Genomic DNA, 23685 nt, shown 5'->3' with positions numbered 1-23685 from the left:
GTTATCCAATGTAATCATCCTTTACTATTCTGTATGACTGGTATGCAGTATCACTTAGTACTACTATAAAGTAACACTAAGTAGTGATGATGTCAATAGCCGGCTTTCTAAAAAAAGAAAAACCCGCGCAATGCGCGGGTTCTAAAGAAACTATATTCTTGTCCTTAGTGTGTACCTCAATCTAAGGAACTATGCGTGAAATGCCATTCTTATACTATCAGCAGAGCACCCGGGCATTTGAGGCTGTCACAGCTGCCCTCCAGCCCCCGCTTGCTGTAATATCTTCCGCCTGCTCTGCGGCATAAGCCTCGCACAGAAACCCGGATATAAGCCGTCCATCTGAGAGCTCTACCTTGCCGATGCCAAGCGGAGCCGGTATCATGGCTGTACATTTTCCAAAGGATGCTGCCGGCATTCTCCACAGCTCTAATTCGATCGAAGCACCGTCTTGCGGCACACGGATGAGTCCTGGCTTAGGAGGTGTAGTCGGGAGCCTATACAACTGATACGACGGCGCTGTTTGCGCTACCTCCATGAACTCAGCTCCGAGGCTAAGCATTTGCCGTTCCAGCGGCATGCCGCGCATATGGAGTCCGCAGACCGCGACCGTGATGTTATCCGATTGGCTCAGAAACAGGCGGGCTGCCGCTCCAAGATTAGCTTCCTCTTCCGGCACAGTAAACAGTGTAATGCCGAAAGGCAGCTTCTCCTCCGCTTCACCTGCCGGAACCGAAACGGCACTCAGATCAAGCAGGTTGCAATGATTCGTGTAGAGTCCCATCTTGCTGTTGGTTACGACAGGATCGGCCATGACCTGCCCGCGGGTCCAGGTTCCGCCTGCTGTCGGCAGCACCAGCACCGCACCTTTAAGCAGCTCGTGGACCAGGCTGCTGATCCCGGCTATCCGGTGCTGTGAGCGGAACAGCGAAGCTGCGGTAAATTCCGCTTTCTCACCGGAACGCAGAATGCTCTCCGTGACTGGAAGGGCAGTGCCCGGATGACTTTCAATAAAGTCCGCTAAATCCGCCCATCTCTCGGCGACCCACGGCCCTTCATAAAGCTGCGCTGCCGCTTCCTGCAGCAGGCTGATATCCGTCTCCTGTACATTCAGGCCGGAATTCAACAATTTTTGCTTTGCAAGCTCCCAGGCTTGCTGATAGGCAGCGGCGTACGGGCCAAAGAATTCCAGCGGGGCTGACGGAATCAGCCATACCTGAGGATCTGCCGCACGTCCAAGCGGACGGTCAGCCGAGTAGGGGTCTGACGGCAGATGACCGCGTACCTGCCGGTCGACGGCTTCTGCATCTTCTATCGAGTGCGCGAATACCGTTACGCAATCGAGACTGCGGCAGGCCGGGATAACACCTGCTGAAGGCCAGGCCCCGACAGCCGGCTTGTAGCCGACCAGCCCGTTCAACGCTGCCGGAACTCTGCCCGAGCCCGCTGTATCAGTTCCCAGCGAGAAGGCCGCCTGGCCTAGTGCAACGGCCACGGCTGAGCCTGAGCTGGAGCCGCCGCTGATCAGCTCAGGCCGGAGCGCATTATGCGTTGCTCCGTAGGGGCTTCGCGCCCCAACCAGCCCTGTGGCGAACTGGTCCAGATTGGCTTTTCCTACCGGGATGGCCCCCGCCGCAACGAGCCGTTCAATCACAACCGCGTGTTTATCCGGCACGTAGGCATAATCAGGGCACCCGGCTGTCACCGGCCAGCCTGCGACCTCAATGTTATCTTTTACAGCAAAGGGGATTCCCCACAACGGAAATTGCTGCGGGTCCAGCTGCTGCAGGCGCTCCAGATACGGCTGAAGCCGCTCCAGCGAAGGCGGCAAAATCCAGACCGCTTTGTTCTCATCCCTTTTTGAACGTTCAACGATTACGGAGATAACCTCGGATAAAGTGAACCGGCCGCTCCGGTAACCCTTTTGCAGGGCACTGATAGTCAGCTGTACGGGCACATTATTTATACTCATGATACCGCCTCCTCTTGTTCCGGATAGATGGCCGCGATAAGATCGCCAGCACGAACCTGGTCCCCCGGTGATACGAACACATTAGCAATAATACCGGCAAACGGCGCCTGCTGAGGGAACTCCATTTTCATACTTTCTTCTATTATAATAGTATCGCCCTTCTGTACCCGCTGGCCCGGCTCTGCGATCACCTTCCATACACTGCCCGGCATCAGACTGTTAATACCGGAGCTGCCTTCAGGGAGCACATTTACATCCAATCCTGCCGCCGATTCTGCTTCAGCCAGGTGCTCAGCGATCCCCAGCTCCTTCCACAGCTCCCGCTCCTGCTGGAAAGCAGACTGCTGTGAACTGCGGAATTCCGCTGCTTCCTGGTCAAATGTATCCAGCCAGGCCAAGTACTGCCCGAGATTAAACGTAGTCTCTTCCACTTCAACCGTGAAGGCTCCGCGCGGGAAGTCCTCTCTCATCTGCAGAAGCTCATCCTCTGACACGGGGTAGAAGGAAATCTGGTCAAAGAAGCGCAGCAGCCATGGCTTGCCGGGTTCAAAATTCGCCGTCTCCCTGAACTTATTCCACATTTGCACTGTCCGGCCGACGAACTGATAACCGCCCGGTCCTTCCATGCCGTATACGCAGAGATAAGCGCCGCCGATCCCGACTGCGTTCTCAGGAGTCCATGTGCGGGCAGGGTTGTATTTGGTTGTCACCAGACGATGACGCGGATCAAGCGGCACCGCTACCGGCGCGCCGAGATAAACATCGCCTAGGCCCATAACAAGATAAGAAGCATTAAACACGACATCCGCGACCTCATCGATCGATTCCAGGCCATTCATCCGGCGGATGAATTCCAGATTGCTCGGACACCAGGGTGCGTCAGGTCTGACGTTCTGCTGGTATCGTTCAATGGCCAGCCGCGTGGCAGGGTCATCCCAGGATAAAGGAAGCTTCACTTTGCGCGATGGCACCTCGATTGTATCCAGCGGCGGCAAATGGAGGTCGATCTCAAGAACAATCGCTGCTGCTTCCTTCACTGTGATCTGCGTCCGGTCCAGATGGATCTGCAGGGAACGGATGCCCGGCGTCATCTCGATATACGGAATCCGGCCGCTGTCCTTGACAGCCTGCATCAGCACGTAGACCTGAAACCGGTACAGCAAATCCAGCTCACGGTCGCCGTATTCTACGAGAATATTCTCGTCGCCGGAGCAGCGGACCGCTATTTTGAAGCGGCGCCCTTGTTCCTCAAAGGCCAGCAGCGGCATATATTGCCCGCTCGATTGCTCAGGCAGTGTTGGGACCCTAAGCTCTTCTGTCCCGTTTTGTCCATCCCCAATCTTATTTAAAAAGAGTTCCTGAGCCAGCCTGAGCTGCTCAGCCTCCTCAACGGTTATCAGCTTGAAGCGGATTTTATCACCCGGACGCAGCTGGCCGATCTTCCACAGCTCCGCTGAAGCCGTCGTTACCGGGCAGACAAAGCCGCCCAGACTCGGGCCGTCGGGTCCGAGCAGAATCGGCATATCGCCGGTTAAATCCAGCGCGCCGATGGCATAGGCATTGTCGTGGATGTTGGAGGGATGCAGCCCGGCATCTCCCCCGTCTTCCCGGGCCCAGAGCGGCGCCGGCCCGATGAGCCGCACTCCTGTGCGGGAGCTGTTGAAATGCACCTCCCAGACCGTTTCGGTCAGCTGTTCCATGTAAGCTGCCAGCAGATATTCTGCTGTGCAATGCGGTCCGGGAATGACCCCGATGACCCATTCCCGGCAAAGATCCGGCTGCGAGATTTCAGGAAGCGGCCGCACCGGTTCCGGTTGGCTAAGCGGAGCGCCGGACTTGACCCGAAGCACGCAGCCCGGACGCAGGGCGCCGCCGCCGTAACCGCCGAAGCCGCCTAGCGTAAAGGTTGAGGCGCTGCCGAGTGTCAGCGGCAGATCGAAGCCTCCGGCGACAAGCAGGTAGCTGCGCATCCCCAGCGCCGACTCGCCGAGCGTAAGCACAGCACCGGCAGCGGCTTGCACCGGCGTGTATGGCACAACCGGTCTGCCGTCCAGCCGGGCATCCATATCCGCCCCGGCCAGCACAAACCGGATGTTGCCACGGAACCGGTAGCTTCCGCCGCGGAGCGTCATCTCAAGGCCCGGAGCCTGCTCCCCGTTCCCGAGCAGCCTGTTGCCGATCCGGAACGCCAGCGTATCCATCGGACCGGACGGCGGGACACCGATGTCCCAGTAGCCGGTCCGGCCGGGATAATCCTGCACTGTCGTCTGAACACCGCCATCCAGCACCTCTATAGCCTGTTCAGCAGGAGTGTAGCCGCCCAGCATATTCGTAAATACCTGGCCTGCGCAGAAATCATCCGTTGCCAGAAATGCTGCAATGTAGGACTGGTTGGTTGTAATTCCGTAAACACGTAGCTGCTCCAGGCTGGCAATCATCGCTTGAATGGCTTCGTCGCGGGTATCCGCATGCACGATCAATTTCGCCAGCATCGGATCATATAACGTTGTTACCTGCAGTCCCGGCTGAATCCAGGTCTCTACCCTTGTGTCTTCCGGCCATACAATCCCATCGATCCGGCCGTCACTCGGCCTGAAATCATGGTGGCAATCCTCTGCATACAGCCGTACCTGCAGGCTGTGTCCCTGCGGCTTTTTCACTCTACCCTGCAGCCGGCCAAGCTCTCCTGCCGCCTCAAGCACCATCCACTCTACGAGGTCAACCCCGAACACTTCCTCGGTAACTCCGTGCTCTACCTGCAGCCGGGTGTTCACCTCAAGGAAATAGTAGCAGCCGGTGAGGGCATCATAGAGAAACTCTACAGTTCCGGCATTGCGGTAATTGGCTTCCATCGCCAGCTTCCTTGCACTCTCATGCATCGACTGGCGGGTCTCCTCCGGCAGCAGCGGCGCAGGCGTCTCCTCAATAATCTTCTGATTCCGGCGCTGGACGGAGCAATCCCGTTCGCCGAGCGCGACCGCATTACCGGTACCGTCGCCGAAAATTTGCACCTCGATATGCCGGGCACGGGCGATATATTTTTCCAGAAACACGCCGCCGTCATTGAAATTGGCCACAGCCAGCCTGGTTACGGAATCATAAGCTTCTATTAATGCAGTTTCACTGGAACAAATCCGCATGCCGATTCCGCCGCCGCCGGCCGTACTCTTCAGCATCACCGGATAACCGATCTCCCCTGCCTTGCTTACAGCTTCCTCCAGACTATCAATCAGCCCCGTGCCGGGTAGCAGCGGAACGCCTGCCTGCTCTGCCATTGCCCGTGCTGTATGTTTCAAGCCGAACAGCCTGATATTCTCCGGGTCCGGTCCGATAAAAGCAATCCCGTTCGCTCTGCAGGCTTCGGCAAAAGCCACATTCTCGCTGAGGAAGCCGTAACCGGGATGAATCGCATCGGCGCCGGCCTCCAGCGCTTTACTCAGAATAAGCTCCGCATTAAGATAGCTTGTTTTCGCCGGACCCTCGCCAATGAGCAGAGCCTCATCCGCATGCTCTACATGCAGGCTGTCACGGTCAGTTTCAGTGTAGACAGCAACAGAGGCAATTCCCAGCCTGTTGAGCGTCCGGATAATCCGTACAGAAATGGCTCCGCGGTTAGCAATCAGTACCTTCTTAAACATGGCCTTCCCCTCCTTTGCCATTCCAGATCAATACCTGCGCCGGGGTTGGATTATAGGCATTGCACGGATTGTTAAGCTGCGGACAATTGCTGATCAGGACAGTAACCGGAGCAAGAGCTGTCAGCTCTACGTAACGCCCGGGGCCTGAAATACCGTCGGCAAAAGTCAGTTCTCCCTCCGGCGTCACCGGTACGTTCATGAAAAAGTTTACGTTTGGAGCGAGATCACGCTTGGAGTATTCCGGGCGGCCCGACAGCATCAGCATGAACGTATCCCGGCAGTTATGCATCGGCAGTGTATCATGGGAATACCGCACTGTATTGCTCTGGGCGGAGCAGGCTCCTCCAATCGTATCGTGGCGGCCGCAGGTATCCGCGGTAATTTTCAGCAGCTCACGTCCCGATTCTGCCAGCAAGACAGAGCCCGTTGTCAGGTACAGATTCTGCTGGCTGGAAATGGTCCGGACCGCGCTGTAATGGTCGCCCGGGTCATCTGCCGAATAAAACAGGGTATCTACTGCCTGATTGCCCTCCAGATCCACTATCCTTAAAATCTGTCCCGGCAGCAGATCATGCAGCCAGCCTTCTCCAGCAGGAATAATACTGTCATAAATCGCATCTTCAGGATTCAGTCTGCTTAATACAGGTTCAAATGTGTAGGTTGTCATTACAGATTCGCTCCTCTCAGCAAAGTATGTACATTCCACGTATTCTCAAAGGCTCTGCGGTTCTCCGGGCAATGCGTTACACAAAGATCATCGTCCTTGACCGCTTCCGCATGGCTTATCTCCACGAGGATGGCCGCATCCGGATATGCAGAGCCGGGGTCCAGCGGGTTCGGCGTATTGGAGCAGACCAGCAGGACATCTGTTTCTGTACGGAGCGTCACTGACCGCCCTGCGGCTAGCTGCGGAACATAATGCATGGAGCCGTCAAGCTCGCAAATCACTTTTGAGAAAAAGTTAACCGGCGGCATTAAGTCACGCGGCAGCAATTGGTGGCGGTAGAGCTCCACAATCAAATTTTCCTCACCGCTGCGGTACCAGCCGTTCCGCTGGTCCTGATAGCGGGTCAGCCCATATTTCCCGTCTGTGGTCTGTCTGGTCGAATATCCGCCAAAAGGGTCATGCCAGCCCACCGAATCCCGGATGATCGAGGCAAGCACCTTGCCCTGATCACTCATCAGCACATTGCCTGCCGTCAAAAAGGCAGTATGCTGCGCCTTGAGCGTATCCGGCATGTTATACCGTTCCGCAGGCTGCCAAGCATCGAACAAGAGAGTGGACAGATTGGCACGGTCATTATTGGCAGTCAGCGTGATTAATTTCCCTTTGGCAATGCGGCCGGACCACTTGCCCCCGGCTTGAATGGTGAATGAAAGCATGATGACTCCTCCTCGAATATAAAAATAAAAAAGCCCGGGAGAAGCTGACAAAGCAATCGCAATCGCTTTGAAAGTTCTCCCGGGCTTTTATCCCGCCGTGGACACCGGACTAACAGGCTCCGGTGCGTCTTCTCTCGGACCAGCCGGATGTGAACACATCCCGGAACCCTAGAAGACATTGTGTATTCGGTTTTTATGTCACAAACTCTAACATAAGTTTTAGCTTCAGGCAACAATAAAATGAAAAATCATCATTTTTTCGGATTCGCTTTAATGAATATGTCAGGTTTTTCTTGATAAAGGAACATATGTTCCTATTTACAACATTAAAAAAAGCTTGTTATAGTCATCTCAATCTCAATGATGTCAGATCTAATAACATTCAGTCTATAACGTAAACTAGAGGGAGCTGGAGAACATATGAATAATACGATCACGCTTAAACGAGATTTATCACTGTCTCACGTCGTTACGATGGGACTTGCGTGGATGTCGCCGATGATTTTTTTCACCAGCTTCGGAGTGCTGCACGATAGTTCAGGAGGCATGCTCCTGGCAGCCTATGCTCTCGCCTTTATCGCCATTCTGTTCACGGCGACCAGCTACGGCCAGATGGCCCGGGCTTTTCCGGTATCAGGCTCGGCTTACACGTACGTCTCCAAGGCAATGAATCCGTTTCTCGGCTTCCTGGTCGGCTGGGCGATCCTGCTCGATTATTTATTTTCCTGCATCGTTGCTGTCCTTATGTTCGGCGTCAATCTGAATGCCCAGTTCCCCTCCGTTCCTTCCTCAATTTGGATCATTCTGCTGACGCTAATTGTGATGATTATTAATGTAATCGGCATTAAGCCGCTGGCCAATATCAGCAAACTTTTCGTACTTATGCAAATCCTTTTTATCGCCGGCTTTTGTGCGCTGCTGGTTTATAAAGCGCTGGAGGGCGGTGTTACCACAGACCTGAATCCATTAGCCGCCCAGGAAGGAGTATCCTTCTCTGCCATTTTGGCCGGAGCCTCTCTCGTATGCTTTTCGTTCCTCGGGTTTGATTCCATTACGACCATGGCAGAGGAAACAAAAGACCCGAAGAAAACCATCCCCCGGGCCATTCTGTTAATCGTCCTGTCTGCAGGCGTCATGTATTTTGTTACAGCTTACCTGATCCAGCTGACTGCTCCCGGCTTCTCCTACGTGAATGTGGATTCTGCCGGATATGAGCTGATGCAGAATATCGGAGGCAGCCTGCTGGCCGGTATATTCACCTTTGTTATTATCTTCTCCATCCTGTCGCAAGGGCTCTCCTCCATGACCACCGTCACACGGCTGCTGTTCGTCATGGGCCGGACCTCGCTGCTGCCGCAAAGGTTCGCCTCCGTTCACCCGAAATTCCGCACTCCTGTTTTCAACATCGTGCTGATGAGCATCGTTTCCTTATCCGCACTCTTCATCAGCCTGGAGACTGCCATCAAGTTTGTCAGCTTCGGCGCTCTTACGGCGTTCCTGTTCGTCAACTTGTCCGTCATTGCCCATTACATGATCCGCCTGAAACAGCGTTCACCCCGGGATATCCTTTTCCGTTTCATCTGCCCGCTGTTGGGCGCAGGCTTCGTATTGTATCTGATCGCTCTGCTCGATTCCGCTTCGTTAATACTCGGTGCAGGCTGGTTAGCTGCAGGCCTTATATACTATGGAATCCGAAGATTTGTATATAACGCCAAGGAAAATCCGGCTCATATCATAAAAGAGAGTCCGGCTGAGGATTTGGTAGTCTGATGATTGCATTTACCGATATTACAATTCAATAGTGATGTCTGACAGACCCTCGCGGGAAATCGTAACCCCCTGTGCTGACAGTGAAATACCAAGGCTGTCCAAAGCTTCTTTCAGTGGAGGAACAGCACGGCTGCCTGCAGGGGCCCCGCAGACTGCGGAGATCAGCAGATGCCTCCCCGGCTCCAGATCAGCCAGGGCGGAACTTCATGTGGGATTCGAACAGGGAATTGTTGAATAAAATCAGCATAATTCCGTAATTCTCCTGATCCATGTTACGCATAAGCCGTCCTGCCAGCAGTACAAACATACCCGTTCTTTATACGGGCATGGATTGCCCGTAACCAGAGTAAGCTCAGCGCCGGAATTCCCTCCAGCGCTGAGCTTATCAATCCTTGATCTGTACCCACTCCGGGGTAACACCTGCATCTTGCAGCGCTTTCATAACATCGGCAGTATAGTCTGATACATGAACTTTGAGCTGCTCCAGATCAGCATCTGCCCAGGCTGCAGGCGTAACCTGTTTCCCCGGATCGGCCCAGCTATCGCTGTAGTGGAAATCTATCATCACCCGGAATCCGAGAGCGCTTACACGAGAGGCCAATGCAACAACCTCTTCCGTACTGTTATGCCCGTTGGACGGATCATCCGAAGGATTAACCCAGGCTCTGATCCGGATCGAATCAATTCCATGATCCTTTAAAATGAGCAGAAGATCCTGTTCTTCCCCGTTGTCGTTATAGAATTTATGCCCAAGCGCCTCTAACTGCGGCAGCCAGCTGATATCAGCGCCTTTGGAAAAGGCGCCGGGAGCAGGGGCCGCCGCTGCTTTTGCGGGTACGCCAACAGATACCGTAGATAAGATCATTGAGATGAAGAGAAGGATGGCCAGCACTCTTTTTCTGTGTTTCACATTACGACCTCCCTGACAATTTTGTTGTGCTGCATCTGCAGCCGGTGGTTTGCTTATATAAAAGGCTGCGCCAAAGCCTAACTTTGGCGCAGCCCCGAAGCACTGATCTTATTGTCCTTGAGCAGCCAGGAAGGCATCTACCTGGGTCTGTACTTCAGCCTGAACCTTATCAATACCAGCCGATTTCAGCTGTTTGATCAGGTCTGCCTGACCTTTTTCAAGATCATCGATCAAGCCGTATTCCAATGGAATAGCATAACGCAGCATTACATTACCGATATTAGCTACTTCATTTTTTACATTTGCCGTATCAAAGACAAAGGTTTCAAGCGGGAAGTGGAAGACGTTAGCCTGCCAGTCATTGAACATGTCGTCAGCTTCTTTAGGGTAAGCTGCATCCTGACGGTTCAGCGGTGAATTCCAGCCCCAGTTCGAGAAGCCTGTGTAGTTACCTGCTGCCGGTCCTGCACTGAACTTATCGTCGCCTTCCGGATTGTAGTGGGTACCAGCGATACCATACATGGTCAAGTCATGAATTTCTTTGTCGTTCTGCAGCAGATCGATCAGCATCAGGGCACGTTCCGGATTCTTAGAGGTTGCATGGATGGACATACCGTTCTGTGTAGCGATTGCAGCAATTTTCTTCTTGTCCGGTGTCAGGTCGGCAATTGCCAGCTCAACATCGGGTTTATCACGGCGCATTTCGGTAAGGTTAGCAGCAACGGTACCCAGGTTATGGGCATAGGAGGAAACCTTGCCTGCCTTAACATCCTGCCACACGTCATTTTTGTTGCTGACTACGTTCTTCGACCAGGCACCATTGTCCGCGAGATCTTTATAGTACTTAAGCAATTCAGTAAATTCAGGCGTATCATAGATGTTAAAGATCTGACCGGTTGCATCATCCAGCTTGTAGGCCAGCGGCATCAGGTTGGCATCCACCAGGTTGAAGTCGTTGTTCTGCTCCAGCAGCAGCTGATCCAGCTCATGGAACTTCCAGCCATCAGCAGGCTTTGCTCCAAAGGCAGTTACACCCTGCTCATCTTTAGCAACCGTTTTCAAGTAATTAGCATAGGTTTCAGGACTGTTGATTTCCGGAAGATTGTATTTTTTGCGCAGATCTTCACGGTACAATACCACTTTATCTGTTACTTCAACATTGTTGTTCGGAACCATAAAGATCTTGCCGTCTACTTTAGCCTGCTCCCAGTTTACTTTCGGCATGTTTGCCCAGGTCTGTGGCATATATTTGGACAGCATGTCTTCTGTCAGCTCCATGAAGCCGCCTTTCAGTGCCTGATCGTTATAGAAAGCCCAGTTAGCCGTATACACAAGGTCGAAATCCTCATTGGCAGCAAATTTCAGCGGATATTTCTGTGTCCAGTCAGACCAGTCAAGAAACTCCGTTTCTACCGTAGCATTGATTTTCTCTTTCAGCTTAGTATTCAGCTCTCCGAACACCTTATCGTAATCACCAGGCTGTCCGCCGACCAGAATCATTTTGAGCTTAACTTCTTCGGAAGTATCTGGAGCACCGGAGTTTGCAGCCGAATTAGCAGCATTAGTGCTGCCATTCGTTGCCTCTCCAGCTGTGTTAGCGGCATTATTGCCGCCTCCACACGCACTGAGGATTGTTCCTAATGCCATCATTGTTGCCAATGTGACTGTGAGTTTCTTTTTCTTTTTCATCATGACATGTATTCCCCCTAAGGAAGTAGTGTTTGGAAAAGTATATTGATAACCGGGTTACCCCGGAATTATCCTTTGACAGCACCGATGGTGAGGCCTTGTACAAAATATTTCTGAATGAACGGATACGCAAGCAGGATCGGGCCTGTAGCTACAATCGTCATTGCCATCTTCAAGCTTTCTGTCGGCAGGTCCGAATTCACAACCGCACCTGAAGACATCATGGCTTTGCGCATACCGTCCATATTACCAAGCATTTTATAAAGATAATACTGAAGCGGCATCAGATCAGACTTGGAAATATACAGCAGCGCATTGTACCAGTCATTCCAGTAAGCAAGAGCTATGAACAGGCCAATAGTAGCAAGCGCAGGCTTAGATAAAGGAATAATCAGCTGCATGAAGATTCGGAAGTCGCCTGCTCCGTCAATTTTGGCAGATTCCGTGATTGCGTCAGGAATGCTGCTCATGAACGATTTCATGACGATAATATAGAATACATTCATCAGCATCGGCAGAATCAGGACTAACAGCGTGTCCTTGAGCTGCAGGAAGTTAATGATCAGCAGGTAAGAAGGCACTAAGCCGCCGCTGAACAGGGTAGTAAAGAAGAAATAGAAGGAAAAGCGGTTCCGCCATTCAAAGTCTCTCCGGGAGAGCACATAAGCAGTCATGGAGGTCAGGAACAGGCCGACAACCGTACCAATCAAAGTGACGGAAATGGTCACTCCGTAGGCCCGGAGCATTTCACCCGGATACTCAAAGAGCAGCCTGTAGGCTTCCGTAGAGAAGGTGGACGGAATAATCTGGAATCCCTTCTCGATAATGGAGCTCTCATCACTCAAAGAAGCGGAGATGACCAGCAGGAACGGCACGATACAGAATATTGCCAGAATGGTTAGTGTAACATATCCGATGATGGACAAGGTTATTTTATCGATATCAGCACGCTTGCGTACTTTTTTCATATCGCCGTTTATAGTAGTTGAACTCATTAAGCTGCCTCCTTTGTTTAGAATAGAGCACGGTCTTTATCGTATTTACGCACGGCGTAGTTGGCGAACATGATTGTCGCAAAGCCCAGCAGGGATTGATAGAAGCCGGCTGCAGCTGACATCCCGATCTCATTGGATGTGGTCAGGGAGCGGAATACGAACGTATCGATAACATCAGTATTGGAGAAGAGCAGTCCATTGTTCCCTACCATGTTATAGAACATGCCGAAGTCTCCGCGGAAGATGTTCCCTATCGCCAGAAGCACCAGGATGATCACAGTAGGAATCAGATTCGGAACGGTGATTTTCATGATACGCTGGAAGATATTCGCACCGTCAATCTGTGCTGCTTCGTACATTTCTGTATCAATGCTTGTAATCGCGGCAAGATACATAATCGTACCATAGCCCAGCGCCTTCCAGGCAGAGACCACGATCAGGATAAGCGGCCAGTAGGATGCAGTGTTATAAATATCAATAGGCTGCATGCCAAGCCCTTTAAGCAGTACGTTAAGCGTACCCACATCAAAGTTAAACAAGTTATAGGCAATCGCTCCGACTACTACCCAGGAAATGAAGTATGGCAGGAATAGTATGGTTTGTGTAATTTTCCGGAACCATTTCCCCGCAACCTCAAACAACAAAATACCGGCAAAAATCTGCAGCACGTTATTGATGATAATAAAAGCAATATTATACAGTGCTGTGTTCCGGGTTACCCGCCAGGCGTCACCGGAGCCAAAGAAAAATTTGAAGTTATCCAGCCCGTTCCACGGACTGTTAAAAATACCTCCGCTATAGTTGTACTGCTTGAACGCAAGTACGATCCCGGCCATTGGCACGTAAGCGAATACCAGGAAGAACAAGACTGCCGGAGTTAGCATAAGCAGCAAGGTTCTATTCTTTTTTACCTTATGCCAGAATCCATATTTGTTCTGTTTCATCTCCAATCCCCTCTCCACTACTCAATATCTCTATGTAATTATTATAGATAGGCGATTAAGGCTTGTGGATTGAGCGCGCCAACAAATACTAATACTTTTCCAACGATCATTTATAAAAAGTTTATCCTGAACAGCAAAAAACGCCGCCGCGGACATAATAGCCCGGACAACGTTTTCTAGGGGTTATACTTTATGCTTTTTACGGTACTCTCCCGGTGTCATCCCGGTAGTCTGCTTAAATTGCCTGTTAAAATAGATCAGATTCTTATAGCCCATCCGCTCGGCAATCTCATAGATCATCAGTGTAGGATCCTTGAGCAGCTCGAATACCCGGCTCATTTTACGTTCCTTTACGAAGTCTATAAACGGAATGCCATAGTCTTCCTTGAACAGATACCCTAGGTAATTCGGTGTAAAGTTAAACTGGACCGCCGCTTCCTTCAGTGTAATCTTCTGCTCCAGATTGTCTTCCACGTACTTCATAATCTCATCAATCAGCTTGCGCTTCTGGCGCTGGCGCTTCACGTATAACAGCTCGGACAGCTCGAAAAATCTCCGTCTCATCCAGGACAAAATATCATGTATCGTCTCAAACTGGAACAGAATCTCCGGCTGATGGGATTCCCACTGCAGCAGCTCGTACAGATTTTCGTTCTGCTGCTGCAGATCCGTATGGAGCTTTGAGGTGATCCGGATAATCAGGTCATAGACATCCTTTTTGCCGGCATTCATCATAAGCTGCAATAGATGATCATCGATGGCCACCAGATCATACTGGATAATAGCCTCCAGCAGCTGATCCAGGATCTCGTCTACGTCGCTGCCTGGTGTTCCGCGCGGTACAGGCTCCATCGTATCGCGGATCAGCCTGTTTTTGCCCAGCAGCCATTTGGCGCTGAGTGCAGCCTGCGCCTGCTTATACGATGCATGCAGCTCTGCTTCATTCCGGGCATAGCGGCCGGCGCCGGCTGTTATAGTGCAGAGCGAGGACTCTGCGGTTTTCCGGATCAGCAGCTCCATCTGTTGCAGAAACGCCTCTTGGGGAAGGCTGCATAGAATAATAGACCGGTGACCGGAGCCGATAATCATCGTTCCGTTCTTGTTCTCCTCAAGCAGGGCTCTGATCAACTGCTGGGTCTGACGAATCATCATGCGTGCATTTTCTTCGGAGACATCCTGCATTTTCCATTCCAGATCATCAATTTCTATGATGGCTGCTGTTGCCCCGTTAATTAACAGCGGAATCAGGGCAGCATTCAGCTGCGGCTCAGCAGGCTCCGGTGAATCCTCATCGAACCAGCGTAAGATAAGCTCCTTGTTAATAAGTGACAGGGCTTTGTTCAAGGACCGGTTCTGCTCCCGTTCCTGTTCAATGGAATGGCATAAATTTCCCAGCATTTCGTTCAAATCTTTATCCTTGACAGGCTTAAGCAAATATCCCGAAGCACTGATCTGAATAGCTTCCTTGGCATAGCTGAAATCCTCATGGCCGCTGATAAATACGATTTTCACCTTAGGATGGATTGCCTTGGCTCTTCTGGCAAATTCCGTTCCGGTCATAATCGGCATCCGGATATCAGACAGGATGACGTCTACACGCTCCTGCTCCAGCAGTTCAAGCGCATCAAAGCCGTTATTTGCTGTTCCCGCTACTTCAATATCAAATCCGCTGGATACTACTCTGCGCCGCAGCCATTCCAGATCAACGGCTTCATCGTCAACCAGCAGTACATTGATTGTACTCATCATGAATTCCTCCTGTTGCTCCTGTTGCCCTATACCGTTCATCAACGGGGTTGCCCTTCAGTCTCTTCGCTTTCTGTAAGCCCGGCCGGCAGCAGAAGCTGGACAGTCGTTCCTGCCCCGTAAATGCTTGCGATGGTCACACCGTATTCGTCCCCGTACCTCAGCTTAATCCGCTCATTCACATTTTTAACGCCGTAACCGCCTGACTGGCTCTGCCCGTGCAGCATGCTCCTGATCTCTTCAGGCCGCATGCCAACGCCATTGTCGATAACCTTCAGCTCAATATTATCGCCAACTCTCCGGCCGGTCAGACGAATGGAAATCGTTTTGCCAAACCAGGCATGCTTGAATACATTCTCGACAAACGGCTGCAACAGGAGCTTAATGACCTGCATATGCATAATCTCCTCGTCAACATCGACATACAGATTGAATGCATCGGCATATTTGACCCGCTGGATGTCCAGGTAAGTCTCCACCTGCTCCATTTCCTTCTTCAGTTCAATGTACACATTGCCCTGGTTCAGCGTCAGCCGGTAGAAATGCGATAAGCCTTCCACCATCTGCGTAACCTTTTCAATTTCGCCAAGATTAGCCAGGCTGCCTATAGTTGAAAGCGTATTGTAAAGAAAATGCGGATTGATTTGTGCCTGCAGGGCCTCCAGCTCGGCCTGTTTTTTCGAAACCTCCTGCACATAAACTCTGTCTATAAGCTCCTGAATGTTAGCAGCCATATCATTAAAGGAATCGGCAATCTGTACAAATTCATCATTTCCTGAGAACCTGATCCGCTTCTGAAAATTACCCTCCTGGAAGGAACGCACAAGTCCGACGATCCGGCTCATCTTGCGCCCAGAAATACGCGCTACTACAAACCCGATCAGGGTCATGACCACAAAGCTGAGCGTACAGGCAGCCAGAATGACCATACGCAGCCTGCCGGCATCCTGAGTCAGATACTTTTGCGGAACAAGGGTTTCAATGACCAGATCACTGCCCGGAATCTGCTCATGCAGACTCAGAAATTTCTCGCTTCCGGCATCATAATCAGCAGTTCCCCGTTGAAATATAGCCGTTCCGGCAGCCCTGTCCACCAGGCGCAATGTAATCCCTTCTTCCACGGGGAAGGTCTCAAAGCCGCCGAACAAATCCTCCAGCGGGACAGTGATCCGTATAAAGCCAACCAACGTTTTGTTATCACTGAAGCTGATCAGCCTGCGGACATGCGAGATATTATTCAGCTTCTGGTCGGTATCAATCTGCAGCCATATATTATCCCGCTTGGAGTCCTTCAGCGCCTGGAACCAATCCTTCCCGGTAATCTCCTCCAGAGGGAGGATATAATAGTCGCTGTCTTCTATCGGCTCATCGAGATCATCACCGGGAATCACATTATAAATATTATTAGGCGTATACAGCATAAACCGGATCTTATTCCCGAACAGCTGCAGCGGTGCAGTCAGCTGGGGTAGAATATCATCAATCAGGGTCAGGTAATTCTCGAACGGATTCCCTTTCAGCTCAATTGCGCGCTGAAAGGGCTGGCTTGCGAACAGGTTATCGGACATCCTCTGAATCTCATCCATCTGATACCGTATATTGTTTCTGGCCTGCTCCATCCCGGTTCTGACATTGGTCTCTGCCATCTCTGTCCGCGAATCGGTCAGCATCGAGTAGGAGATATAACCAATGAAGACATCCGTCAGCAGAACCAGAAGCAAGTAGGGAATCATCATTTTGTAGGTGAAAGGCATGTATTTCGTTAACCTGCGCATTGTTCGAGCCATCCTCTGTGTAAAATTCTTTAGCTTTGTATATGATCTCCGGACACGGTCTGCAGCATCAGCTCTGCAGGAGCAAGTCCTGCAGATACAGCCCGTAGCTTAACAGAGCCTGCATGGCCGGAGGCTTGAACCAGCGCCAGACACCAGCCGTTAAACGCACGGCGCAGGGGGGACTTGTCCGGCTCATGACTGCTCGGATTCCCGTTGCCTACGCCCAGTAAGGAGCCGGCCCCGGAAACCTCAAAACGGATTTCGTTATCGGCTGTGGGCACTATATTTCCATCCATGTCGAGGACAGCAACACGTACCGGAATCGTATCCGAACTGTCCGCGCGTGCCTCGTGCCGGTCAGGGATTAATTGAATCTGCTGAGGCTGGCCGGCTGTCACAACAGACTTCCGTGCAACTCCCTGTCCACTGTTTTTTCCGACTGCTTCCAGCTTCCCCGGCTCGTAGATCACTTTCCAGGTCAGATACCCGTCTCTGTCTACCTGCTGTTCGCCCAGGCTTCTGCCGTTCAGATACAGCTCCACGGCACCGGTATTGGAGAACACCCGAACCTCAACAGGCTTGCCCTCCGAGCCCGGCCAATTCCAGTGCGGCAGCAGATGGACCATCGGCTCCTCCGTCCACACAGCCTGCATATAATAATAGCTGTCCTTCGGGAATCCGCAAGTATCCATCAGTCCGAAATGGGAGTTTATACACGGCCACAAATACGGAGTCGGTTCTCCCCGGTAATCGAATCCTGTCCACATAAACACGCCGGTCAGAAAGCGGTTATTTACCAGGTCTCTCCAAGCCTGCTGCGGCGTGCAGCCCCATGAAGGAATGTTCGTGCCGTATTCGGAGCAGTAGCCCCTTACCGGATCATCTTCATAAATGCCTCGGGTAGCTGTATAACTGGCACATTCGCTGCCAATCATCAGTCGTTCCGGGTATTGCTCATGGTCACGGACATCCAGATGATCCCGGTGTCCGTAGTTATAACCTGTAATATCAACCGCATCATTATAGCCGTTTTCGTTCCAGCCGTGATTCATCGCAGCACAGGTCGGGCGTGTCGGATCTATGCGGCGGGTTGTGTCGGCCAGCGTTTTGAGTATCCGCGCGCCTGTGACGGTTCCTTCCAGCACCTCTTCATTCTCCATGCTCCAGATAATGACGCACGGATGGTTGCGGTCACGGTAGAGCAGCCGTTCCAGCTGGCTTAAGCCGTTCGGGCTGCTGTCCAGCTTGCGGTTCTCATCCATCACCAGCATTCCGATCCGGTCGCAGATGTCCAGCAGCTCAGGGGTCGGCGGATGATGTGCACTGCGGTAAGCATTGGAGCCCATTTCCTGCAGAAGCTTAAGCTTATATTCAATCAGGCTATCTGGCAAGGCCACGCCGACTCCGGCAAAATCCTGATGATTGCACGTCCCTTTAATTACCAGCGGCTCACCGTTCAGGAAGAACCCCTCCTCCGCATCAAAACGGATGCTGCGGATGCCAAACACCGTCTCGTACCGGTCCAGCTCTTTTCCTTCATGGATAATAACCGATTCTGCCCTGTACAAATACGGCGAATCCGGACTCCAGAGCATCGGCTGCTCGACCACGAAGCTCTGTTCCAGCTCCGTCTCGGCGTACCACTCTGCATAGGCTTCTGCTCGCTCGGCACAGACCTGCACCCCGGAACCGTCATAAATCACTGTCTGCAGCGATACCTGAAGACCTTCTGTGTAATTATTGCGGATGCGTGTGCGGATATTAACTGTTGCCTGTTCTTGGGCAACTTCAGGTGTGGTTATGTACGTGCCGTATTCCGCCACATGCAGCAGATTCATATTTTCCAGCCAGACATGCCGGTAAATCCCGCAGCCTTCATACCACCAGCCCTCACATTCCGTCGCATCCACCTTAACGACTATCACATTTCTGCCCTCATCGCCGTAACGCAGCACATCCGACAAGTCATAACTGTATCCGATATATCCGCCCTGATGTGAGCCGATCAGATGTCCGTTCACCCATACCGTGCTGGTACCCGACACTCCGTCAAAACGGATCAGCCATTTGCTGCCCTCAGCTTCAGCCGGCAGTTCAAACACCTTGCGGTAAAAGCCGGTTCCGCCCGGCAAATAACCGTGACTCCCGTCTCTGGCACCGAGGTGCTCATCCTGAACATACTGCTGCTCCACACACCAGTCATGCGGAATGCTGACAGAAGACCAGTCCAGCTGCTGCTCTCCCATTCCTTTATCGTTAAACGCGATATCCAGCCATTCCCCGTCCTTGCGGGTGCTTGCATCAGTAATACCGCCTGTCATTCCGGCTTTAACGGCATAGGGAATCTCTATATCCCCTTTATAAAAGCTCCATTCCCTGTCAAACTGTACCTTGCTTCTTCCTCTGCCACTGTTCATTCGAATACCTCCCGGTAAAATAATATTCTCATTGTAGAGGAGATTCGCCGGCTTCCGTTAGGACAATCCTATTAATGAATAGCACAAAATGAACATGCGTACAGCGATAGTGGCCCGATTGTGCACCAAACAGCACCGGCCGCCCAAGCACCGGTGCTGTTTGTGATAAACTGAATAACTCTAATCTAGCTGAAGTGTCTTACCAGGCGGAACCTCAACTGCTTGACCGTCAACAGAAATCCATAAGGACAAGGCACTCGGATTATAAACAAGGGTGCAGTCTGTGGAGTATTTCAGGTTGTTGTGAGCTTTTAAGTAACGGACGATCTCTATATTTGTTGCATACCAGACTTCTTCCCGATTGCTGATCCTTTGGCTGAATGCCTCAATCAGCTCCCAGTTATCCTGCACATCAAATTCATAGCTGTGTCCCCATACATAGAATAAGGAGTGGGAATCACCAGCCAGAAAAGCCTCCGTCAAATTCATCAGCTCAGGCTCGTTATGATGACAGGTCGGGTGCCATTCATACGGATTGTCCGGCAGATTAAACCTCAAGTGCGAATTAACCGTTCTGGCATAATCCAGCCCGGATGCTTTCAGCACCTCGATAGTCGCAGCATTATATGCCCCATAGGGATAGGCCATCCCCGTCACCAGATAACCGAATTGCCGCTCCAGATTTTGTTTGTCCTCTAATATTTCCTTCAACATAAGCTCTCGCGGAAGCTCTGGAAGCACGGGATGGGTCAAGCTGTGAACGGCAACTTCGTGGCCTTCATATAAGGCTTCCAGACCCTCCCGATTCATCCTTTTAATCGTATGCCCTTTATCCACCCAGAAGCTGCCTTCATGTTGAATTCCGGAATTCAAGTTAAACGTTGCCTTGAGCTTGTACTTATTAAAGATTTCTACCAGCCTTCTGTCCTGCTCCACACCGTCGTCATAGCTTAATGTAAAGGCTTTCGTTTTACCGCCGGGCCATAGTTTGGTTATCCGTTTCATATGAGGGCTCCTTTGTCCATTTAATCACCGATAATTCCTGAAGATTAAGCATTAGCCGGGTCAGCTTTGCTGCCGGAAAATATTCTGCAGGTTTATGTTTGCTTAATCTTTTTTTACCGTAATTTAATCATTAGCAGCTACACTAAAGTTGTAAAACCGCAACCGGCACACCGAGGAGGAATAAAGTATGACAGAACAATATGAAGTGGATCAATTTCTCAGACAGGTTAAAGCGATCGAACGCAATATTCACGAGCTGCTGCAAAAATCGCAATTATCGGACGAAGAACAAAGCTACATTCTCCGCCATATTATTGCGGTCCCTGTCTCCAACGAGGATGTTTATATAAAAAATGCAGGCTGAAGCTGCTGGTGACCAAATGGAGCAGGTTGGCTACGCTTACCATAGCGCAATGCCGACCTTCTCTTTTTCTTCTGCTCTAAATTCGACATAATCTCTGTAAAAGCCTTTATGTTGCATAACAATATCTAATTAATTCACAAGAATGATAATCTCATACCTTTTCGTAATAGAGAAATCAGGCCCGAATTCAAGTATACTGAAAGCGTATACTTTTGCAGAGAGAGGCGATGATGAGATGCATACAATCATTGATGAACGTGATTTCAGCTGTACCCGGGACGGGTTAACGATCCGCGGAAGAGCATTTATACCGGCAGGGGATCACCTTCCAGCCATCATTGTAAGCCATGGATTCGGCGGCAATGCTAAGGATCTCTATACATACTGCCAAACCCTGGTATCTTGGGGCTATGCAGCATATTGTTTTGATTTTTGCGGGGGCAGTGCTCCCGGGCAAGGCACAAGTGACGGGGCAACCACAGAGATGACTGTGCTGACAGAACGCGCTGATTTATTGGCCGTTATGGATTACGTTAAGGGTCTGGATGCTGTTGATGCAGACAAAATAACGCTTATGGGCTTCAGCCAGGGCGGATTCGTCTCGGCACTGGCCGCAGCCAAGCGCCCGGATGAAGTCGAAGCGCTGATACTCATCTACCCTGCACTCTGCATACCGGATCATGCCCGCGAGGGTGCTCTGGCCGGCGCCTCCTATGATGTCAATGATGTCCCTGAGGTAATCGATTGCTGGAATATGCGTATTGGTAAAGGGTTTCATGAGGCTGTAGTTGAGATGGACCCGTTCGAACAGATTGTTGCTTACAAAGGTCCTGTCCTGCTGATGCACGGAACGGCTGATCAGGCTGTGCCTTATACTTACGCTGTTAAAGCCCAGGAATCCTATGCGCCGGAGCAATGTCACCTGCAGCTGATCCAGGAGGCAGGGCATTCCTTTACCGAAACACAGAGTGCCAGTGCCTTGGTGTCGATACAGCAGTTTTTGCTCGGTAAAAAAGAGATTTTAACCATCCAGGTCCAGATTACAGGCTCGGAGGGCCGCAAGGAGGAGGGCTCGTACAAGCAGATTGCGGTTTTCTTCACGGGCAACAGTGACACCCCCTATTTCACAGGAGCTATATTACCGGGGGCTGAGGATGTACAGGTTTATTCTGCAGATCAATTAGTGAGCATGAGGGCCGACTACACTCTGGAAGGAACCGATTATGCGGGTGAGGAGTGCCGGATACATATTATCAACCAGAACGTGAACGGAGAGTGGAAGCCCGCAATAGAAACCGGCAGCAAGGCACTGGCTTTCTTGAATCAGGAGGATTTAACCGCAGTGCTGGAAGGATATACGGATGGGCTTACTGTACGGATTTATTCGGCAGTGCCTGATAGAGGGTAAGGCTGCTTTAAGCTCCCGGTATAGGGCAATTCTTAATCCGGTTTCTTTTGGGCATAAAAAGGCCTGTAGCTGCAATCGCTACAGGCCTTTTTACATTATTAATTTGCAGTAATTTTAAATATCCTGACAATAATCAAAATAGTCAAAATGCGCAGGAGACTGGCTGATCTTTCCGTTTCCTGTTGCATACATCCCGAAGTATACCCCGGTGAACCCTCCGGCTACCTCGGTGGCCACATAGGAGCATTCCCCGCTGCCGAGCCTAACCGCCTCTTGTCCGGCCAAAGAATAGCTGAAGACATACTGCAGGGAATCTGCCCGGATGCTCAGTACCACCTCGCTTGCCTCCAGCTCCGTCTCCCCCTCCACCTTCCACAGCGAACCGATACGCCGGCGCAGAAACAGCGTCCTCCGGCCGTTAACTTTTCTCACCCCAATCTCGTAATGGGCTCTTTCGTTCATATAGACGGTCAATCCAGCTTCTTCACCGTCATTAACCGGATCAAACAGCAGCAGAGCTGAGACCGCGCAATCGAAATCCTGCTGCCTGCGGCCGACAAAGGCCAGCTGCTGTGAGTCGTCCAGCGTATATTCTGTTCCATATAGCGTAAGACAGCTTTTCCGGTCAGAAAGCGAGTAGCTCTGTTCAGGCGGATTCTTAAAAAAGTTCCACTGCAGGCCAAGAGCCCCGCCATTGAAGCCGTCCCTGCCAAAGCGGGATAACGCCGCGTCATAGCCCCCGAAAAATCCGGGAGCTTCCATCTCCAATCCGATTCGTCCGTTTTCGCCAATCAGCGGCCAGCCGTCCTCGGTCCAGGTTACAGGTGCAAGGTACGTTTCCCTGCCCAGATGGTGGTGAAAGGGATATCCGACCGGCCGGATGCCGAGCAGTACGGTCCACCATGTGCCGTCATGGGCCTGAACGAAATCAGCATGTCCGGTAGCCTGGACTGGATGGCTGATGCTTCGGTGAGTCAAAACGGGATTGTATGGGCAGGTCTCAAAAGGCCCGTAAGGCTGACGGCTTCTGGCAACCGTCACCATATGGCCGTACTCCGTGCCGCCTTCCGCTATAAGCAGATAATAGAGGTCATTTATCCGGTACAAATGCGGCCCTTCCGGAAAGCTGCCGCCGGTCCCTTCCCAGATCAGCTGCCGTTCTGTCAGAATGTCACCAGTAGAGAGATCCATTTCCGCCTGGTAAACTCCCGGAACAGCATCCTTGTAGCTTCCCGTGCCTGTAATATATACTTTTCCGTCTTCGTCAAATAATAGTGACGGATCAATTCCTCCCCATTGGTCCAGATAAAGCGGCTCAGACCAGAGGCCCTCCGGCTTGTCCGCCCGGATGATAAAGTTCCGCCCGCCAACCGTATTGGTTGTCACAATGTAAAACTGTCCGTTATGAAAGCGGATTGTCGGCGCATAAATGCCCATATAGCTGAACAACGGGCCTCCGTCTGCCCCCTCGCTGCTGAGCAAGGGCACCTGGCTCTCCCTTGTTAAGCCGTGGCCGATCTGCCGCCAGTTAATCAGATCCTTGCTGTGGAAAATAGGCAGCCCGGGGAAATAACCAAACGAGCTGTTAACCAGGTAATAGTCGTCACCCACCCGGCAGATGCTCGGGTCCGGATAGGCTCCGCTGACAATCGGATTGCTGAATTTCATCTCC

At 51.5% G+C, this 23685-nt stretch carries 16 protein-coding genes and 1 riboswitch; of the genes, 3 read left to right on the top strand and 13 right to left on the bottom strand.

The window, feature by feature from the left end:
• Nucleotides 1-217: 217 nt before the first annotated feature.
• Genes atzF through NST84_RS10865 form a run of 4 tightly spaced genes read right to left on the bottom strand, consistent with a single transcriptional unit; the run spans nucleotide 218 to nucleotide 6990 of the window.
• Entirely contained in the window at nucleotides 218-1969 is a 1752-nt protein-coding gene (atzF, locus tag NST84_RS10880) for an allophanate hydrolase (protein WP_342565585.1), read from the bottom strand.
• Nucleotides 1966-5607: an urea carboxylase gene (uca, locus tag NST84_RS10875; RefSeq protein ID WP_342565584.1), complete on the bottom strand. Its 3642-nt coding sequence runs from the start codon at nucleotides 5605-5607 to the stop codon at nucleotides 1966-1968. Before uca ends, atzF begins: the two co-directional genes overlap by 4 nt.
• The gene (locus NST84_RS10870) at nucleotides 5600-6274 is read right to left on the bottom strand and encodes an urea amidolyase associated protein UAAP2 (protein ID WP_342565583.1); all 675 of its coding nucleotides are present in this window, start codon (nucleotides 6272-6274) and stop codon (nucleotides 5600-5602) included. Before NST84_RS10870 ends, uca begins: the two co-directional genes overlap by 8 nt.
• The gene (locus NST84_RS10865; protein WP_342565582.1) at nucleotides 6274-6990 is read right to left on the bottom strand and encodes an urea amidolyase associated protein UAAP1; all 717 of its coding nucleotides are present in this window, start codon (nucleotides 6988-6990) and stop codon (nucleotides 6274-6276) included. Before NST84_RS10865 ends, NST84_RS10870 begins: the two co-directional genes overlap by 1 nt.
• A 74-nt stretch (nucleotides 6991-7064) precedes the next feature.
• A riboswitch (guanidine-I (ykkC/yxkD leader) is annotated at nucleotides 7065-7173 on the bottom strand.
• A gap of 237 nt (nucleotides 7174-7410) precedes the next feature.
• Between NST84_RS10865 and NST84_RS10860 the strand changes: the two genes are divergently transcribed.
• A complete protein-coding gene (locus NST84_RS10860) occupies nucleotides 7411-8760 on the top strand; it encodes an APC family permease (RefSeq protein WP_342565581.1) in 1350 nt (449 codons plus the stop codon).
• A gap of 385 nt (nucleotides 8761-9145) precedes the next feature.
• On the opposite strand, the gene NST84_RS10855 is transcribed toward NST84_RS10860, so the two are convergent.
• The 8 genes from NST84_RS10855 to NST84_RS10820 all read right to left on the bottom strand — a co-directional run bounded on the left by NST84_RS10855 (nucleotide 9146) and on the right by NST84_RS10820 (nucleotide 20241).
• Nucleotides 9146-9670 carry a glycosyl hydrolase 53 family protein gene (locus tag NST84_RS10855; protein ID WP_342565580.1) on the bottom strand — a complete coding sequence of 175 codons (525 nt, stop codon included), beginning with the start codon at nucleotides 9668-9670 and terminating at the stop codon, nucleotides 9146-9148.
• A 108-nt stretch (nucleotides 9671-9778) separates the two neighbouring features.
• The gene (locus NST84_RS10850) at nucleotides 9779-11362 is read right to left on the bottom strand and encodes a DUF3502 domain-containing protein (protein ID WP_342565579.1); all 1584 of its coding nucleotides are present in this window, start codon (nucleotides 11360-11362) and stop codon (nucleotides 9779-9781) included.
• 65 nt (nucleotides 11363-11427) lie between these two features.
• A complete protein-coding gene (locus NST84_RS10845; RefSeq protein ID WP_342566399.1) occupies nucleotides 11428-12327 on the bottom strand; it encodes a carbohydrate ABC transporter permease in 900 nt (299 codons plus the stop codon).
• Nucleotides 12328-12371: 44 nt separating this feature from the next.
• A complete protein-coding gene (locus tag NST84_RS10840) occupies nucleotides 12372-13298 on the bottom strand; it encodes an ABC transporter permease subunit (protein WP_342565578.1) in 927 nt (308 codons plus the stop codon).
• A gap of 183 nt (nucleotides 13299-13481) precedes the next feature.
• Entirely contained in the window at nucleotides 13482-15044 is a 1563-nt protein-coding gene (locus tag NST84_RS10835) for a response regulator (RefSeq protein ID WP_342565577.1), read from the bottom strand.
• A 41-nt stretch (nucleotides 15045-15085) separates the two neighbouring features.
• Entirely contained in the window at nucleotides 15086-16819 is a 1734-nt protein-coding gene (locus NST84_RS10830) for a sensor histidine kinase (RefSeq protein ID WP_342565576.1), read from the bottom strand.
• A gap of 29 nt (nucleotides 16820-16848) precedes the next feature.
• A complete protein-coding gene (gene galA, locus NST84_RS10825; RefSeq protein WP_342565575.1) occupies nucleotides 16849-19236 on the bottom strand; it encodes a beta-galactosidase GalA in 2388 nt (795 codons plus the stop codon).
• A gap of 180 nt (nucleotides 19237-19416) precedes the next feature.
• On the bottom strand, nucleotides 19417-20241 hold the full coding sequence (locus NST84_RS10820; RefSeq protein ID WP_342565574.1) for a polysaccharide deacetylase family protein: 825 nt from the start codon (nucleotides 20239-20241) through the stop codon (nucleotides 19417-19419).
• A 187-nt stretch (nucleotides 20242-20428) separates the two neighbouring features.
• Between NST84_RS10820 and NST84_RS10815 the strand changes: the two genes are divergently transcribed.
• Together NST84_RS10815 and NST84_RS10810 are read left to right on the top strand one after the other, a co-directional pair.
• Complete coding sequence (locus tag NST84_RS10815; protein ID WP_342565573.1) at nucleotides 20429-20605, top strand: hypothetical protein; 177 nt, start codon at nucleotides 20429-20431, stop codon at nucleotides 20603-20605.
• 235 nt (nucleotides 20606-20840) lie between these two features.
• A complete protein-coding gene (locus NST84_RS10810; RefSeq protein WP_342565572.1) occupies nucleotides 20841-22013 on the top strand; it encodes an alpha/beta fold hydrolase in 1173 nt (390 codons plus the stop codon).
• Nucleotides 22014-22127: 114 nt separating this feature from the next.
• Here NST84_RS10810 and NST84_RS10805 read toward each other — a convergent pair whose 3' ends face one another.
• Entirely contained in the window at nucleotides 22128-23681 is a 1554-nt protein-coding gene (locus NST84_RS10805) for a glycoside hydrolase family 43 protein (protein WP_342565571.1), read from the bottom strand.
• Nucleotides 23682-23685: the final 4 nt, after the last annotated feature.

Origin of the sequence: Paenibacillus sp. FSL R7-0345 (assembly GCF_038595055.1) — a bacterium.
GTDB lineage: Bacteria > Bacillota > Bacilli > Paenibacillales > Paenibacillaceae > Paenibacillus_AQ.
The sequence above is the reverse complement of the archived record's forward strand: the minus strand, read 5'-3'. Positions and strand labels throughout refer to the sequence as shown.

Coding starts and splice junctions, on each gene's coding strand:
- NST84_RS10810 (WP_342565572.1), top strand. CDS start 20,841: ATGCATACAATCATTGATGAACGTGATTTCAGCTGTACCCGGGACGGG.
- NST84_RS10850 (WP_342565579.1), bottom strand. CDS start 11,362: ATGATGAAAAAGAAAAAGAAACTCACAGTCACATTGGCAACAATGATG.
- uca (WP_342565584.1), bottom strand. CDS start 5,607: ATGTTTAAGAAGGTACTGATTGCTAACCGCGGAGCCATTTCTGTACGG.
- NST84_RS10835 (WP_342565577.1), bottom strand. CDS start 15,044: ATGAGTACAATCAATGTACTGCTGGTTGACGATGAAGCCGTTGATCTG.
- NST84_RS10865 (WP_342565582.1), bottom strand. CDS start 6,990: ATGCTTTCATTCACCATTCAAGCCGGGGGCAAGTGGTCCGGCCGCATT.
- NST84_RS10820 (WP_342565574.1), bottom strand. CDS start 20,241: ATGAAACGGATAACCAAACTATGGCCCGGCGGTAAAACGAAAGCCTTT.
- NST84_RS10845 (WP_342566399.1), bottom strand. CDS start 12,327: ATGAAAAAAGTACGCAAGCGTGCTGATATCGATAAAATAACCTTGTCC.
- NST84_RS10870 (WP_342565583.1), bottom strand. CDS start 6,274: ATGACAACCTACACATTTGAACCTGTATTAAGCAGACTGAATCCTGAA.
- galA (WP_342565575.1), bottom strand. CDS start 19,236: ATGAACAGTGGCAGAGGAAGAAGCAAGGTACAGTTTGACAGGGAATGG.
- NST84_RS10860 (WP_342565581.1), top strand. CDS start 7,411: ATGAATAATACGATCACGCTTAAACGAGATTTATCACTGTCTCACGTC.
- NST84_RS10805 (WP_342565571.1), bottom strand. CDS start 23,681: ATGAAATTCAGCAATCCGATTGTCAGCGGAGCCTATCCGGACCCGAGC.
- NST84_RS10830 (WP_342565576.1), bottom strand. CDS start 16,819: ATGCGCAGGTTAACGAAATACATGCCTTTCACCTACAAAATGATGATT.
- atzF (WP_342565585.1), bottom strand. CDS start 1,969: ATGAGTATAAATAATGTGCCCGTACAGCTGACTATCAGTGCCCTGCAA.
- NST84_RS10815 (WP_342565573.1), top strand. CDS start 20,429: ATGACAGAACAATATGAAGTGGATCAATTTCTCAGACAGGTTAAAGCG.
- NST84_RS10840 (WP_342565578.1), bottom strand. CDS start 13,298: ATGAAACAGAACAAATATGGATTCTGGCATAAGGTAAAAAAGAATAGA.